This window comes from Micromonospora fiedleri (assembly GCF_016774385.1).
Taxonomy (GTDB): domain Bacteria; phylum Actinomycetota; class Actinomycetes; order Mycobacteriales; family Micromonosporaceae; genus Micromonospora; species Micromonospora gifhornensis.
In genome coordinates, this window is record NZ_JAETXL010000005.1 from 149,677 (window position 1) to 165,917 (window position 16,241).

At 70.4% G+C, this 16,241-nt stretch carries 7 protein-coding genes and 1 pseudogene; 3 read left to right on the forward strand and 5 right to left on the reverse strand.

Annotation, left to right across the window (positions count from 1 at the left end):
• Nucleotides 1-4 precede the first annotated feature (4 nt).
• Complete coding sequence (locus tag JMF97_RS14805) at nucleotides 5-1,813, reverse strand: glycoside hydrolase family 6 protein (protein ID WP_203222113.1); 1,809 nt, start codon at nucleotides 1,811-1,813, stop codon at nucleotides 5-7.
• Between the two features lie 529 nt (nucleotides 1,814-2,342).
• On the opposite strand from JMF97_RS14805, the gene JMF97_RS14810 reads away from it, so the two are divergent.
• Together JMF97_RS14810 and JMF97_RS14815 are read left to right on the forward strand one after the other, a co-directional pair.
• Nucleotides 2,343-3,440, forward strand: a complete 1,098-nt coding sequence (locus tag JMF97_RS14810; RefSeq protein WP_203222114.1) for a GVDTG sorting domain-containing protein — start codon at nucleotides 2,343-2,345, stop codon at nucleotides 3,438-3,440.
• Nucleotide 3,441: 1 nt separating this feature from the next.
• Nucleotides 3,442-4,125: a class F sortase gene (locus JMF97_RS14815; protein WP_203222425.1), complete on the forward strand. Its 684-nt coding sequence runs from the start codon at nucleotides 3,442-3,444 to the stop codon at nucleotides 4,123-4,125.
• A 93-nt stretch (nucleotides 4,126-4,218) separates the two neighbouring features.
• Here JMF97_RS14815 and JMF97_RS14820 read toward each other — a convergent pair whose 3' ends face one another.
• The gene (locus JMF97_RS14820) at nucleotides 4,219-9,273 is read right to left on the reverse strand and encodes an NAD-glutamate dehydrogenase (protein WP_203222115.1); all 5,055 of its coding nucleotides are present in this window, start codon (nucleotides 9,271-9,273) and stop codon (nucleotides 4,219-4,221) included.
• A 290-nt stretch (nucleotides 9,274-9,563) separates the two neighbouring features.
• Here JMF97_RS14820 and JMF97_RS14825 point away from each other — a divergent pair, with 290 nt between their 5' ends.
• Entirely contained in the window at nucleotides 9,564-11,513 is a 1,950-nt protein-coding gene (locus JMF97_RS14825) for a penicillin-binding transpeptidase domain-containing protein (RefSeq protein WP_203222116.1), read from the forward strand.
• 766 nt (nucleotides 11,514-12,279) lie between these two features.
• Here the strand turns inward: JMF97_RS14825 and JMF97_RS31320 are convergent.
• The 3 genes and pseudogenes from JMF97_RS31320 to icmA all read right to left on the reverse strand — a co-directional run.
• Nucleotides 12,280-13,347, reverse strand: a pseudogene (locus JMF97_RS31320) (arginase family protein); the annotation flags it as partial.
• 180 nt (nucleotides 13,348-13,527) lie between these two features.
• The gene (locus JMF97_RS14835; protein WP_203222118.1) at nucleotides 13,528-14,433 is read right to left on the reverse strand and encodes a tetratricopeptide repeat protein; all 906 of its coding nucleotides are present in this window, start codon (nucleotides 14,431-14,433) and stop codon (nucleotides 13,528-13,530) included.
• A 100-nt stretch (nucleotides 14,434-14,533) separates the two neighbouring features.
• Nucleotides 14,534-16,222: a coenzyme B12-dependent isobutyryl-CoA mutase large subunit gene (gene icmA, locus JMF97_RS14840; RefSeq protein ID WP_203222119.1), complete on the reverse strand. Its 1,689-nt coding sequence runs from the start codon at nucleotides 16,220-16,222 to the stop codon at nucleotides 14,534-14,536.
• Nucleotides 16,223-16,241: the final 19 nt, after the last annotated feature.

Sequence of the window (16,241 nt, forward strand, 5' to 3'; positions counted from 1 at the left end):
ACCGTCAGGACAGCGGCGGGTAGGCGTTCTGCATCAGCTCGGTGAGCTGCGCCGGGAACCAGGCGCCCGAGATCGGGGCGTCCGGCAGGGCGCCGCTGCGGCTGTTGCCGTTGCGGACGTTACCGGTGTAGGTCGGGTCGCACATCCGGTCGAAGCCCTTGCCGTCGTTGTTGGGGATCTCGCGGCTGGAGCCGTCCGACTCACCCGGGGGCTTGATCCAGACGTACGCGTCGATGCCCGGCTCCGGCGCGGCCTTGGGCCGCTCACCGAGACCCGCACCAGCCTGGTTGCACCAGTTGCCCTTGTGGATACGGCGGTCGACCCGACCACCGTCGATGTAGGCGTCGATGCTGGTCGTCGGGCCCGCGGCGGTGGGCCGGTTGGCGCCGCCCCAGCCGTTGCGGGAGGTGTCGATCAGCATGCCGATCCCGCTGTCGAAGCCCTGCCGGACAAGCTCCTGACGGAAGGCCTGAGCGAAGCTCAACTCGTCGTTGTAGTAGTTCCAGTCGATCCACTTCGACTGCCGCACCGTCTGCCCGTTCACCGTGTCGGTGACCTTCGCGTACGGCTCACGCAGGGCCGAGTAGTTCGCGGTGTTCACGATGAAGCCGTGCACGTGGGCGACCGTGGCACCCGAGGCACTCGCGGCCTGGCGCAGGATCTGGGCGCTCGGGGTGAAGTTGGTGTCCCAACCGAGCCAGCCGTGGTGGCCGGCGTCGATGTAGTTGTAGACGTTCGGGATCGCGCCCAGCTTGGCGAGGGCGTAGCCGACACCCTGCACGTACCCGCCGTTGGCCTTCATGGTGTCGCACATCGCGACGCCACCATCCCGGTCGGTGGTGTTGGTGACCAGGTTCGGCAGCGAGTCGATCTCGATGATGTTGATGATCCGCAGGTTGCGGTACTTCGCGTCACCCTGGATCGCCGCGATCGGGTCGATGTACTCCGCCTTGTACTTGGGCAGCTCATCCGCCTTCAGCTCACCGTTGGAGGCGAGCGCCGAGCAGTCCCGGCCGGGCAGGTTGTAGATCACGACCTGGATGTACTGGGCGTTCTGCCGCAGCGCCTCGTCCAGGTGATCACGCAGACCCATCGGGCCGTTGGACTGGCTGTCCTCGGTGCCCTCGATCGCCGCGATCCGGTCCAGCCACACACCCGTCGGAGTGTTCGAGATCCGGTTGCCACCGGGAACCGACTCGGCCTTGGCCTTCCACTCCGGGTTCACGTAGCCCCGGGCGTTCAGGTACGGGTTGTCCACTCGGTTACCAGGCGGCGGGCTGGTGGGCGGCGGGCTCGTGGGGGGCGGGCTGGTGGGGGGCGGGCTCGTCGGCGGCGGGCTGGTGGGCGGCGGGCTGGTGGGCGGCGGGCTCGTCGGCGGCGGGTTGCCGCCGTTACAGGCCACACCGTTGATCGTGAACGAGGTCGGACGCGGGTTGCTGCCGCTCCACGCACCGTTGAAGCCGATGGAGGCGGTGCCGCCGGTCGCCAGGTTCCCGTTGTAGGACTCGTTCTGGGCGGTCACGTTGCGGCCCGACTGGGACCACCGGGCCGACCAGCCGTTCTGCACCCGCTGGTTGGCGTCCGGGAAGGTGAAGCCCAGCGTCCACCCGTTGATCGGGTCGCCGATGTTCCTGATCGTGATGTTGGCGGTGAATCCGCCCGGCCAGTCATTCGTCGTGTAGGCCACGTCGCACTGCGTCGCCGCGTACGCAGCCGAGACCGGCAGCGTCACCAAACCGCCCGCAACCAGCGCGCTCGCGCCGGCCAGCGCGACGGCCCGGCGTGGGCCGGACAGTTTTCTCCACAGATTCATGCCACTGATCTCCTTGGGCGAGACCGGATCCGCGTACGGCCCGGCACGTGGCCCCAGGGCGCCCTACGTGGACGGCCGCCGGTGCCAACGGGATTCTTGTGAAAGCGCCCGACCCGGACGGGCGTTGGTGGTGGTGCGGCAACCGAGGGCTGACCCGGTCGCCTCAGCGGGTGGTCGTCCGGTGTGACCGGTTGCCCTCGACTCCCTGCCTGCGCGGTGTGGCTCCGCCGAACCGCGTGGAGCGATTCTTGCATGGGAGCGCTTCCATGGCAATGGTTCGATACTTCCGGAGCCTAGCGGACAACCGGCCCACCTCCCCTGCGTGCACGAACGCCGCTCGTCGACCGGACACCGGGGACGAGTTCGGGGCGGCCCGGCACGCCGGGATCAACCATCCGCGTGGACCCACTACCGGAACTAATGCCAAAACACGAATCTTTCCCTGCATAAGTCATGAAACGGTCTAACGTCGGTTCTGGCCCGGTTGCAACCGGCCGCAGGACAAATCAGGGATGGAGTGACACAGGTCATGGCTAAGAAGATGCTCGGGAAGGTCGTGGCGGGGGCTGCCCTCGGCGGCGCCTCCCTGCTGGTGTTCGCGCCTGGGGTCGCGTTCGCCGACGGCCAGCCGCACGAGAACGAGGGCAAGGTCTTCGCCAAGCCGCACGCGGCAAAGCCCGGCGAAGAGATCAAGCTGGTGGAGATCTGCGAAAAGCCGCAGGAGAACGCCTTTGTCTGGTCGAAGGTCACCGGCAAGGTCAAGCTCCAACCGGCCCGCGACGGCGGCAAGTGGGACGGCGGCGGCTGGAACGGCGAGGACGGCTCCTACGAACACGGCAAGGACGGCAAGGACTGGCCGAGCCGCGAGCACGAGAAGGACGGCAAGGACTGGAAGTCCGACAAGGACGGCAAGGACTGGCACGGCGGCGAAGAGGGCAAGGACTGGCAGGACGGCAAGGACAGCGGCGGCGACTGGAAGCCCGGCGACGAGAGCGGCGACTGGCAGGGCGGCAAGGACGGCGACGACTGGAAGCCCGGCCAGGACGGCAAGGACGGCAAGGACGGCAAGGACGGCGGCGACTGGAAGCCCGACCAGGACGGCAAGGACTGGCAGGACGGCGAAGACCGCGGCGGCGACTGGAAGTCCGGCGAGGAGGGCGGCGAGTGGCAGGGCCGCGAGGACGCTCCCCAGGCCGGTGCCGGCGGGGGCGCGGCCAGCGACGAAGAGCGCGACTGGAAGAGCGACGAGCACGGCCAGGACGCGGAGGGCGGACGCGACTGGAAGGGCCGCGAGGACGACAAGCACGGCGAGAAGCCCGAGTCGGACTGGAAGGACCGCGGCGAGCACGGCAAGGGTGACGGCTGGGAGCACGAGAAGGACTTCGTCTACTACGGCGAGGCCCGGATCGCCAAGGACGCCAAGCCCGGCACGTACAAGCTGGAGGGTTCCTGCGGCGAGGGCGAGCTGGTCGTCCTGCCGCACGGTGGGGTCGACGGTGGTGACGGTGGCCTGACCGCCGGCACCGACCGCAGCATGGCCACCGCCGGTGCGGGCCTGGTCGGCGCGGCGGCCCTCGGTGGCCTGGTGCTGTTGCGTCGCCGTCGGACCGATGAGTTCGCGGCCTGACGTGACGACGAGGCGGGCCGGCGGCCGTCACGGTAACCCGTGGCGCGCCGTCGGCGCCGCCGTCGTCGTGGCGCTCGCGATGGTGGGGTCCGGGCTGATCGGCGCCTCGCTGAAGAGTGCCGAGACCGTCCGCCCGCCCCAGCCGGTGGCACGGGCGGGAGCCACCCCGCCGGCCGACGCACCCTTCGACGACGCCGACCTCGGCAGCGAACATGTGGCGGCCGCGTTGCCCCGCTCCGCGCCCACCACGATCAGCATTCCCCGCATCGGGGTCCAGGCGGAGATCATGTCGCTGGGCACGAATCCCGACGGCACGGTGCAGGTTCCCCCGCTGGATCAGGCGCTGCTGGCCGGGTGGTACGAACCCGGTCCGAGCCCCGGCGAGGTGGGCAACGCGGTAATCGTCGGCCACGTCGACTCGGCCGCCATCGGACCCGCCGTCTTCTTCTCCCTCGGCGCGCTGCAACCCGGCGACACCATCACCGTCGCCCGGGCGGACGGCAGGCCCGCCAGCTTCCAGGTGGACTCGGTCGTCTCCCACCCGAAGGACGCCTTCCCCACCGAGCAGGTGTACGGCCCCAACGACCGGCCCGGTCTACGGGTGATCACCTGCGGCGGCCAGTTCGACGAGGTCACCGGCGACTACCCCGACAACGTGATCGTCTTCGCCTCCCTGACCCCCTGACCGACCCACTCCCTGACCGACCCACCCACCCCCGAAACGGCCCGTGGCCCGGCGGTTCTCCCGCCGGGCCACGGTTCGTCCGTCGCGATCGGATCAGGTGGCAGCCGAGGTACGGACGAGCGTCCGGATCTGCCGCAGCAGGACCGACAGGGCCGCCAGGTCGGCCCGGGACTCGTCGAACTCGCCCATCGCCCGCTCCGCCCGATGGATCGAGGTCGCGTTCGACTGCTCCCACTGCTGCACCCGCTCCAACGGCGGCAGGTCGGCCGGAGTGGAGTCGAGCACCTCGCCGGTCAGCGCGGCCAACGCGGCGTACAGGTCGTAGCGCAGCGCCATCCGGGCCAACGTCTGCCACCGGTCCTCGCGGGGCAGCAACGAGATCTTCGACAACAGCGAATCGACCCGGAACCGGTCGGAGAGCACGAAGTAGACCGAGGCCACCTCGCCCACGTCGCGCCCGGAGGCGGCCGCGGTCTCCACCACGTCGAGCAGACCGAAGCTGTACATCAGACGGGTGCTCTGCTCGGCCAGCTCACGCGGCAGGCCACGCTCGGTCATCGCGTCGATGTGCGCCGCGATCGCCTCCCGCTCGGTGCCGTAGAACAGCGTCTCCAGCTGCGGCAGCAACCGGGCCACGCCGCCCCGCAGCCGATCGATCTCGGCGCGTACGTCGATCGGCGACCGGCGGTTGGTCACCAACCACCGCACCGCCCGGTCGAGCAGCCGTCGGGTGTCCAGGTAGACGTCGGTCTGCAACTCCGGGTCGACCTTGTTGTCCAGCGCCTCGACCGCGTCCCAGAGCGCACGCAGCCCGAAGACCTCACGGACCACCACGTACGCCCGGATCACGTCCGCGGCCGGGGCCGCGGTCTCCTCGACCACCCGGAAGATGAACGAGATGCCACCCCGGTTGACCGCCTCGTTGACCAGCACGGTGGTCACGATGTCGCGGCGCAGCCGGTGCCGGCCCATCCGCTCGGCGAACCGCTCACGCATCGGCGTCGGGAAGTAGTTGACCAACACCTCGTTGGTCCACTCCTCGTCGGCCAACCCGTCGGTGAGGGTCTCCTTCTCCAAGGCGATCTTCACGTACGCGAGCAGCACCGCGAACTCCGGAGCGGTCAACCCCGACTCGGTGCGTACCGCCAGTTCCTCGTCCGACGGCAGCGCCTCCAGGGCCCGGTTCAACGTGCCGGACCGCTCCAGCTCGGTGATCATCCGGCGGTGCACCGGCAACAGCGAGGCGGCCTGCGCCTGCGAGTTGTTGATCGCCCGGGCCTGGTCGTAGTTGTCCCGCAACACCAGCTGGCCGACCTCGTCGGTCATCGCGGCGAGCAGCTCGTCCCGCTCGGGGACGGTCAGTTCGCCGTCGGCGACCGCGGTGTTCAGCAGGATCTTGATGTTCACCTCGTGGTCGGAGCAGTCCACCCCGGCCGCGTTGTCGATGAAGTCGGTGTAGATCCGACCGCCCGTCTGGGCGTACTCGATCCGGCCGTGCTGGGTGAAGCCCAGGTTGCCGCCTTCGCCGACCACCCGGCAGCGCAGGTCCTTGCCGTTGACCCGGATGGCGTCGTTGGACTTGTCGCCCACCTCCGCGTTGCTCTGCGTGGACGCCTTGACGTAGGTGCCGATGCCGCCGTTCCAGAACAGATCCACCGGTGCAGTGAGGATCGCCTTCATCAGCTCCTGCGGGCTCATCTGCTCGACGTCGTCGTCCAGCCCGAGCACCGCGCGCACCTGCGGCGAGATCGGCACCGACTTCGCCGTACGCGAGTAGACCCCACCGCCGGCCGAGATCAGCTCGGCGTTGTAGTCCTCCCAGGTCGAACGGGACAGCTCGAACAGCCGCCTGCGCTCGACGTACGACGACGAAGCGTCCGGATCCGGGTCCAGGAAGATGTGCCGGTGGTCGAAGGCGGCCACCAGCCGGATGTGCTCCGACAGCAGCATGCCGTTGCCGAACACGTCACCGGACATGTCGCCGACACCGACCACGGTGAAGTCCTGGCTCTGGGTGTCGTGGCCCATCTCGCGGAAGTGCCGCTTGACCGACTCCCAGGCGCCCCGGGCGGTGATGCCCATCTTCTTGTGGTCGTACCCGGCCGAGCCACCCGAGGCGAAGGCGTCACCCAGCCAGAACTTGTGCGCGACGGAGACCTCGTTGGCGATGTCGGAGAAGGTCGCCGTGCCCTTGTCGGCCGCCACCACCATGTACGGGTCGTCGCCGTCGTGCCGGACCACGTCCTCCGGCGGCACGATCTCACCGGCCACGATGTTGTCGGTGACGTCGAGCAGCGCGCCGACGAACTCCTTGTAACAGGCCACCGCCTCGTCGCGGTCGCCCGGCTTCTGCTTGAGCACGAAGCCGCCCTTGGCACCCACCGGCACGATCACGGCGTTCTTCACCATCTGCGCCTTGACCAGGCCGAGCACCTCGGTGCGGAAGTCCTCCCGCCGGTCCGACCAGCGCAGACCACCACGGGCCACCGGGCCGTACCGCAGGTGCACGCCCTCGAAGCGCGGCGAGTACACGAAGACCTCGAACTTCGGCCGAGGCGCGGGCAGGTCCGGGATCGCCTGCGGGTCCAGCTTGAACGCCACGTACGCCTTCGGGCGCCCGCTGCCCGGCTTCTGGTAGAAGCTGGTCCGCAGGGTGGCCTGGATCAGCGTCAGGTAGGCCCGCAGGATCCGGTCCTGGTCGAGGCTGGCCACGTCGTCCAGGGCGGTGCCCAGCTCGGCGACCAGCTCCGCGCTGCGCTGCTCACGCTGCTCGGTGGTGAGCGGGCCCGGCTCGAACCGCGTCTCGAACAGCTGCACCAGCAGCCGAGCCAGGTGCGGGTACGCGATGAACGTCGACTCCATGTAGTCCTGGGAGAAGACGGTGCCGGTCTGCCGCAGGTACTTCGCGTACGCGCGCAGCACCACGACCTGCCGCCAGGTGAGCCCGGCGCGCAGCACCAGCTCGTTGAAGCCGTCCACCTCGGCCTCGCCCCGCCACGCCGCCGCGAAGGCGTTCTCCACGTGCGGGCGTACCTCGGCCAGGTCCTGGTGGCCCTCGGGCAGGCACAGCCCGAAGTCGTACAGCCAGATCCGCCCGTCGACGCGTTCCACCTCGTACGGGTGCTCGTCGACCACCCGTACGCCGAGCGAGTGCAGCACCGGCAACACCGCCGAGAGCATCATCGGCTCGCCGTACCGGTAGACCTTGAACCGGACGTCCATCGACTCGTCGACGTCCGCTCCCCGGGCGACCGCGCGCGGCAACGGCTGCTTGCGGAACAGGTGCATCTCCAGTTGGCCGGGCTCCTCCAGCAGCTCCAGCTTCGCCAGATCCTTCATTGCCTCGTACGGCGTGTGCCCGTCCTTGTAGCCCTCCGGGAACGCGTCGGCGTACCTGGCGAACAACTGCTTGGCCTGCTCGTCACCGAGCTTGCGCTCCAGCACCAGCCGGTAGTCGTCGTCCCACAGCCGGGTGGCGTCGGCCAACTCCTCGGCGAGCAGGTCGGCGTCGATCTCCCCGGGCGGGTTGCCCGGGTCGGTACGCACGATGAAGTGCACCCGAGCCAGCATCGACTCGGTGACCCGGGTGGTGTAGTCCACCCCGACACCGTTGAGCTCGCGCAGCAGGATGTCCTGCATGCGCAGCCGGTTCTGCGTGGTGAACCGGTCCCGGGGCAGGTAGATCAGGCAGGAGATGAACCGCCCGTACGCGTCCCGGCGCAGGAACACCCGCAGCTGCCGGCGACCGGCCATCCGCAGCACGCCGATCACCGCGTGGTACAGGTCGTCGGTCTTGATCTGGAACAGCTCGTCGCGCGGGTACGTCTCCAGGATCTGGAGCAGGTCCTTGCCGGAGTGGCTGCGCTGGCTCAGGCCGGAGCGGTCCAGCACCTCGGCGACCTTCCGGCGGACCACCGGCAGCTCCTGCACGCTGGTCCGGTACGCGGCGGTGGAGAACAGGCCCAGGAACCGCCGCTCGCCCACCACCTCGCCGTTGTCGTCGAAGACCTTGAAACCGATGTAGTCCAGGTACGCCGAGCGGTGCACCGTGGCCCGCGAATTCGCCTTCGTGATGATCAGCAGGCGTTTCTCGGCGACCTTCTCGTGCGCCTCCGGGGTCATCGACGACAGCGCCCGCGCCTCCGGCGAATCCTGTCGCAGGATGCCCAGCCCGGTGCCGAGCACCGCCTCCAGAGCCGGCCCGCCCTTGTCCGAGTCCGACACGAGCCGGTACTCCCGGTAACCCAGGAAGGTGAAGTGGTCGTGCGCCAGCCAGCGCAGCAACTCCACCGAGTCGGTGATGTCCTTCTCCGGCACCGGTGGCCGGTTGTCGCTGGTCCGCGCGGCGGCCAGGTCGTCGGCGAGGGAGAGGGCCTGCTGGCGCATCTTCGGCCAGTCCTCGACGGCCTCCCGCACATCGGTCAGCACCCGCTGCAACTCGCGGCGCAGCTTGTCCCGTTCCGCCGGGTCGCGGACCGGGTCGATCTCGATGTGCATCCAGCTCTCGACCAGGTCACCGGCGATCGCGTCGTCCGGTTCCACGTCGGCGGCCACCTCGATCAGCCGGCCCAGCGGCTCCCGGCGCACCACCACCAGCGGGTGCACCAGCAGGTGCACGTCCAGGTGATGGCTGTTGAGCAGCGCGGTCACCGAGTCGACCAGGAACGGCATGTCGTCGGTGACGATCTCGATGACGCTGTGATGCTGCTCCGCGTCGGGTGAATGGATCCGCAGCTTCAACTCGCCCGGTACCCGCTGCTCGGCCAACTCCCGGTGGTCCCGGGCGGCTTCGAGCATCTCCTCGGCGGTGAAGCCGATCAGCTCCTCGTCCGGCGCGAACCGCCAGAAACGCCCCACCAGGGTCGCCGCGTCATGGTCGTCGCCGGCCAGTGCGACCGCCTGCGCCACCAGTCGCTCGGCGTTGGGTACCGGCTCGTCGAGCTCGTTGTCCTCCACGTCGCCTGCCAACGCCTCTGGCGGCAGACCCAGATCGTAGAGGGTGTCGATGCTCGAACCGGTCATGCCGGTCGCTCCTGAATCGAGCCGGCCGTAGCCGTCTCCGTCGGTTACCGTGTCGAAGCTGTCGTCCCGGCTGGTGTCAGCCTGCCGGAGGTCGGGTCCCGGTTTGATCGCCGGACGCCGGTCCATCGGTGCCACTCCCCTCGACCCACCGCGTTGTGGGTCACTCTTCCGCCAAGCCTAGGCCGACCGACCGGTTCATCCGTCGGCGGACCTATGACCGGCCTTCCGGATCTCGGACGGTCGTCCTTTCACCCGTTGCGGTACGAGGTTCGGCCGGGTCAGGAGTACCCCGGCTGATGTTGTTCATCACATCGTCACCGGCCTGTCTTTTCGCCGAACCCCGGCCGACCGGGTCAGTGCGGGCGGCCCGGACGTACTACCGTGCAGGGCAGCCTGACCAGGAGGAACCAGCGCTGATGCACCGCTCGCACCGACATCGCCACAATTGGTCACGTCTCGCCGCCGTGGTCGCCGGTCTCGTCGCCTCGGCAGGCCTGGTCGCCTGTTCCGGCGAGGACGGCCCGGAACGCACCGTCGACGCCTTCCTCAAGGGGTGGCGTACCGGCGAGCTGAACACGATCGGCTTCGTCGACCCGACCGGGGCGAAGGTGCCCGCCGCCACCGTCGCCCAGGAGATCCGCGAGCTCTCCGGCGAGTTGGTCGACGCCCCGCTCACCCTGACCCGGCAGGGCGACCCGACGGTGGTCCAGAGCACCGCCACCGCGACGGTGCGGTTGGAGTGGACCCTGCCGGACGAGACGAGCTGGGCGTACGACCGTCCGGTGCGACTCACCCAGGGCCGCGACGACCAGTGGCAGGTGATCTGGGAGCCGCAGATCGTCCAGGAGAAGCTCACCCGGGGTGACCGGCTGGGACTGCAACGGGTCCGGGCCCCCCGGGCCACCGTGCTCGACGCCGCCGGCGAGCCGATCGTGGCCCCGCGCGACGTGGTCCGGGTCGGGCTGCAACCCAGCGAGGTCACCGACGTCAAGGCCATGACCCGCGAGCTGGACGCCGCCTTCCGCGCGATCCGCCCGGCGATCACCCCACCCGTGGACCTGTCGGATCTGCCCAAACGCCTGGACGAGGCGAAACCGGACGCGTTCGTCGAGGTGGTCACCCTGCGCGACGAGGCGTACCGGCAGATCCGGTCGCGGATCTACGACCTGCCCGGGACGAAGTTCCAGAGCGACAAGCTCGACCTCGCGCCGACCCGGGAGTTCGCCCGGGCGGTGCTCGGCACCGTCGACCCCGCGCACGCCGAGGACCTGGCCAAGCACCCCGACCGGTACGCCCCCGGCGACCTGGTCGGCCACGGCGGATTGCAGGGCCGCTGGGACGAACACCTCCGCGGCGCACCCGGGCTCACTGTGACCATCAAGCGGCCGAAGCAGGACGGGACGCTGGAGTCCACCGGCACCGATGTGTTCGAGCGCGAGCCGCAGCCCGGCAAGCCCGTCAAGACGACCCTCGACGTCGCCACCCAGAAGGCGGCCGACCAGGCGCTACGAGCCGAGCGACGCCGCTCCGCCCTGGTCGCCGTACGCATCAGCGACGGCGCGGTCCTCGCCGCCGCCAACGGCCCCGGCGCCGCCGGGGAGAACCTGGCCTTCACCGCGCAGGTGCCGCCGGGCTCCACGTTCAAGATGGTCAGCGCGCTCGGCCTGGTGGAACGCGACGCGGTCACCCCGGACACCGACGTGGACTGCCCGAAGACCCTCGTCGTCGACGGCCGCTCGTTCAAGAACTCCAACAACTTCGAGCTCGGCGAGGTGCCGTTCCGCACCAACTTCGCCAAGTCCTGCAACACCGCCTTCGCCGCCCTGGCCCCGCAACTCGGCGCCGACGGGCTCGCCGCCACCGGCCGGAGCCTCGGCCTGGAAGGTCAGTGGCAGGTGGGCCTCGACGCGTTCACCGGAAAGGTGTCCGCCGGCGGTGGTGCCACCGAGCAGGCCGCCGCCGCGATCGGGCAGGGCACCACGGTGGTCAGCCCGCTGGCCATGGCGGCGGCGACCGCGGCGGTGGCCAAGGGTGCCTTCACTGCACCGAAGCTGGTCCTCGACCCGGCACCGGAGCCGGCTGGTGAGCCCGGCCCGGAGTTGAAGCCCGAGGCGGTCACGGCCGTCCGCGAGATGATGCGGGCAGTGATCACCGACGGCACCGGCACGGCTCTGAAGGACGTACCGGGCGAGCCGGTGCACGGCAAGACCGGCACCGCCGAGTACGACAACAACCCGAAGAACACGCACGCCTGGTTCGTCGGCTGGCAGGGCGACATCGCCTTCGCCGTCTTCGTCGAGAAGGGCGGCTCCGGCAGCGGCACCGCCGCCCCCATCGCCGAACGCTTCCTACGCGCCCTCCCCTGACCCCCATCCCCGCCTTCCGCGCGGGCTTCCATGATCGACTCCGTTTCGCCGGAATGGCGTGATCAAAGCACCCAGATCACCGCCATTCCGCCGTAACGGTGTCGATCATCGGGATCACCGCCCCGACCGACCCCGCCACCGACCTCATCCGGCTCGGCCGGGGACCGGGTCAGGCGGGTCCGTCGGCCGGGGCATCCGGGTCGGTCGGGCTGGCGAGGGCGGCAGGCGGCTCAGCGACGACCGGGCGTAGACCACCGGCCGCACGCAGATCACCTATCGGATCGGCGGGCACCAGGCGCAGACCACCGGCCACGCGCGGATCATCAGTCGGTTCGGCGGCCACCGGGCGCAGGCCGTCCACACGCGGCCCGGCCTGGTCGTCCACCGCTGACCGGCGCAAGGACCCCGGGCCGGCCGACCCCTCGTCCGCCGCCGGCCAACGCAGGGACCCCGGGCCGGCGGAGAAGTCGGTGTCGCGTGGATCCGGCACAGCGACAGCGCCCACCGCACCTACGGCCTGGTCCGCACGGTCACCCAGGTCTCCACCGTCGGCCAGATCCGCACCGTCGGCGAGATGGGCGCGCCCATCCAGGCCACCAAGGGCGACCAGATCCCCGCGATCACCCAGATCCGCACGGTCGTCCAGATCCGCGTGTTCGACCAGATCCTCACGAGCGGCCTGGTCCCCACGAGCACCCTGGCCCGCGTGGGCGTCCTGGTGCAGGCGAGCGGCCAGATCCGCGCGATCGCCCAGGTCCCGACGAGCGGCCTGGTCCGGGCGAGTGCTCAGGTCGCCACCAGCAGCCTGGTCCGGGACGGCGCTCAGGTCCGCACGGTCAGCACGGCCCGACGCGCGCTCGGTGGTCCGACGGGGAGCGGGTGCCGCCCGGTCGCTGCCTGGCCGGGTCAGCGGCGGCGCGGGCGCGGTGACCGGGCGCAGTCCCGCCACCACGGTGTTGACGATCTCGGCGGCGTACGCGCCGTCCCGGTCATAGTCGGGGTCGAAGACGGTCAGCTCGACGCCGAGGCAGTGCGGGGTGTCCACCAGACCGGCGAGCAGGATCTCCAACTCGGCGAAGGCGATGCCGCCCGCGTCGGGGGCGTCGACCGCCGGCATCACGGCCGGGTCGAGTACGTCCACGTCGACGTGCACCCAGTAGCCGGCGCAGTCGGCCAGTTGCTCGTGCGCCCACTGGGCGGTCCGCGCCGCCCCCTCGGCGCGCAGCGCCGGCACCGGACGGGTGACGATCCCGGCGGCCTGCAGGTCGAGTCGGTACTCGTCCTGGGCCCGGATGCCGAGCACCACCACGTCGATGTCGCGAAAATAGGGGCGTCGCCCTTCGATGGCCGCCAGGTCGGCCTGCCCCCGCCCGGTGACCAGGGCGAGGCTCTCACCGGCTGCCGCCCCGACGTAGGAGGCGTTGCCGGGGTGCCGGAAGTCTGAGTGGCCGTCCACGTAAATCAGGCCGATCCGGCCGCCGACCTCCTCGCCGAGGCGGTGCATGGCCAGCGCCGAACCGAGCAGGATCGAACAGTCGCCGCCGAGGACCAGTGGGAACTCGCCCCGGTCGATGATCGCGCCGACCCGGTCGGCCAGCGCCGCCGAATAGTCGGCGATCTCTCGCGCGTGGCACACCCCGTCGCCCGGTCGCCAGTCACCGGCGTCGTAGCGCGGCGAGGTCAGGCAGCCGGCGTCGCGGGCCCGTAGCCGGGGCAGCAGACCCTGGTCACGTAGCGCGCCGGGGGCCTTGCCGCAGCCCGGGACCGAGGTGAGCGTGGGTGGGCGCAGGCCGAGGTTGCTCGGCGCATCGAGGACGGCGATCCGGCGCATCATGGGCCGCTGTCGTTCGCGACTGCGGGGCTCGCAAGCTCACTCCTCGCGCTCACCGAACCCACCTCCCGCTCGCGACTGCGGGGCTCGCAAGCTCACTCCTCGCGCTCACCTGGGCTCCCGTCCTGTGGGTGTCGGGGCGGGCCGGCGGTACGCCGGCCCGCGCTGGCGGTGGCTGGAGGATCAGAAGAGGGCGCTGGCCAGGGCGCGACGGGCCGAGGCGACCGTCGGGTCTTCCGGGCCGGCGATGGTGAACAGGCCGACGAGGTGCTGGCGTACCTTTTCCCGATCTTCACCGGCGGTGCGCCGGACCAGCCCGACGAGGCGCTGGTACGCCTGCTCGGCCTGGCCGCTGAGCACCTCGATGTCGGCGGCCAGCAGTTGGGCGTCGACATCGTCGGGGTTGGACGCGGCGGCGGCCAGCGCGGTCTGCGGGTCGGCGCCGGAGACCCGGCGGGCGAGACCGACCTGGGCCAGGCCCGCCTCCGCCGCAGCGTCGTTCGGGGTCTCGGCCAGGATCTTGCGGTACGCCTGCTCGGCGGCGTCCAGGTCGCCGTCCATCAGGGCGTCGTCGGCCGCGTCGAGTCGGGGGTCCTCCGGCTCGGTCACCGAGACGCCGCCGGCCTTCAGGACCGCCTGGAGCCACTGGCGCAGCTGCGGCTCGGGCACGACGCCCGGGAAGGCGTCGACCGGCCGGCCACCGACGATCGCGTACGTGGTCGGCAGCGCCTGGAGTTGGAACATCTGCGCGAGCCGGGGCTGCTGCTGCACGTCGACCCGGGCCAGGAGCCACGTGCCGCCTCCCTCGGCGGCCAGCCGCTCCAGCACCGGCGCGAACTGGTCGCTCTCCGGATAGCCGGCGGCCCCGAAGAAGACCACGACGGGTGTGGTGAGCGAACGTTCGAGCACTGCGGACTGGATGTTCGCCTCGGTCACGTCGATGACGGCGGCCCCACCGACGGAACCGCCGGGTGCGGTGGCGGGGGGACCGGCCTGGGCCGGGGCGGGACTGGGGGCGGGGGTGCGCAGCGCGCTGAGGTCGACCGCGCCGCGGGTAAAGATCGACGAGGTGATCCGTGGGTCGCTCATGGTTACCTAGTCTCGCACGCGAGGCGCGGAACTCAGATCAACCGTGGCCGGAGACAGTTGCCACTGTCACCCCTGCCCAGCCGCTCTTTTCGAGCCCGGGTCAGAACCGGGCAGGCTCGCGGTAAACGCCCCATTCCGCCCGCAGCGCGTCACAGATCTCGCCCAGCGTGGCTTCGGCGCGTACGGCGTCGAGCATCGCGGGGATCATGTTCTCCCCGGTACGACTCACCGCCACCATCTTCTCCACCGCCGCGCGCACCGCCGCGTCGTCCCGGCCGGTCTTGCGTTCGGCCAGCGCCCGGCGCTGCTCCACCTCCACCTCGTGCGAGATGCGCAGGATCTCCAGGTCCTTGGCGATCGTGCCGGTGTGACAGTTGACGCCGACGATCTTCTTGTCGCCCTTCTCCAGCGCCTGCTGGTAGACGAACGCCGACTCGGCGATGTGCCCGGTGAACCAGCCGTCCTCGATGCCACGCAGGATGCCGGAGGTCATCGGGCCGATGGCGTGCGGACCCTCGCCGCCGAGCTGCTTGATCCGGGCGAAGATCTCCTCCGCCTCGGCCTCGATCCGGTCGGTGAGCGCCTCGACGTACCACGATCCGCCGAGCGGGTCGGCCACGTTCGTCACGCCGGTCTCCTCCATCAGCACCTGCTGGGTACGCAGGGCGATCTCGGCGGATTCGTCGGTGGGCAGGGCGAGCGTCTCGTCCAGCGCGTTGGTGTGCAGCGAGTTGGTGCCGCCGAGCACCGCGGCGAGGGCTTCCACGGCGGTGCGTACCACGTTGTTGACCGGTTGTTGGGCGGTCAGCGACACCCCGGCGGTCTGCGTGTGGAATCGCAGCCAGAGGGCCTTCTCGCTGGTCGCGCCGTACACGTCGCGCAGCCAGCGGGCCCAGATCCGGCGGGCCGCGCGGAACTTGGCGATCTCCTCGAAGAAGTCGACGTGCGAGTCGAAGAAGAAGCTCAGCCCGGGGGCGAAGACGTTGACATCCAGCCCGCGCGAGAGGCCCAGTTCGACGTAGCCGAAGCCGTCGGCGAGGGTGTACGCCAGCTCCTGCGCGGCGGTCGAGCCGGCCTCGCGGATGTGGTAGCCGGAGACCGACAGCGGCTTGTAGCGCGGGATCTCGGTCGCGCAGTACTCCATCAGGTCACCGATCAGGCGCAGGTGCGGCTCGGGGTCGAACAGCCACTCCTTCTGCGCGATGTACTCCTTGAAGATGTCGGTCTGCAACGTACCGTCGAGTGTGGACAGATCCGCGCCCTGCCGCTCGGCGGCGACCAGGTACATGCAGAACACCGGCACCGCCGGCCCGGAGATCGTCATGCTGGTGGTGACCGCGGCCAGGTCGATGCCGTCGAAGAGCACCTCCATGTCGGTGGCGCTGTCCACCGCCACCCCGCAGTGACCGACCTCGCCGAGCGACTGCGGGTCGTCGGAGTCGCGGCCCATCAGGGTGGGCATGTCGAAGGCGACCGACAGACCACCGCCACCGGCGCCGAGGATCATCTTGTAGCGCTCGTTGGTCTGCCGGGCGTTACCGAACCCGGCGAACTGCCGGATGGTCCAGGTCCGTCCCCGATAGCCGGTCGGATACAACCCCCGGGTGTACGGGAACTCGCCCGGCCAGCCGATCCGGTCGAACCCCGGGTACGCGACACCCTCCGGCGGACCGTAGACCGGCTCGACGGGGATCCCGGAGAGCGTGGTGAAGTCCGCGTCCCGCTTGCGCGCGGCGTCGTAGCGGGCCTGCCAGCGGGCCCGTCCGGCAGCGATCTCGTCGGCGTTCATCTCCGGGCTCCTCCTCGAG

Coding starts and splice junctions, on each gene's coding strand:
- JMF97_RS14805 (WP_203222113.1), bottom strand. CDS start 1,813: ATGAATCTGTGGAGAAAACTGTCCGGCCCACGCCGGGCCGTCGCGCTG.
- JMF97_RS14810 (WP_203222114.1), top strand. CDS start 2,343: ATGGCTAAGAAGATGCTCGGGAAGGTCGTGGCGGGGGCTGCCCTCGGC.
- JMF97_RS14820 (WP_203222115.1), bottom strand. CDS start 9,273: ATGGACCGGCGTCCGGCGATCAAACCGGGACCCGACCTCCGGCAGGCT.
- JMF97_RS14825 (WP_203222116.1), top strand. CDS start 9,564: ATGCACCGCTCGCACCGACATCGCCACAATTGGTCACGTCTCGCCGCC.
- JMF97_RS14835 (WP_203222118.1), bottom strand. CDS start 14,433: ATGAGCGACCCACGGATCACCTCGTCGATCTTTACCCGCGGCGCGGTC.
- icmA (WP_203222119.1), bottom strand. CDS start 16,222: ATGAACGCCGACGAGATCGCTGCCGGACGGGCCCGCTGGCAGGCCCGC.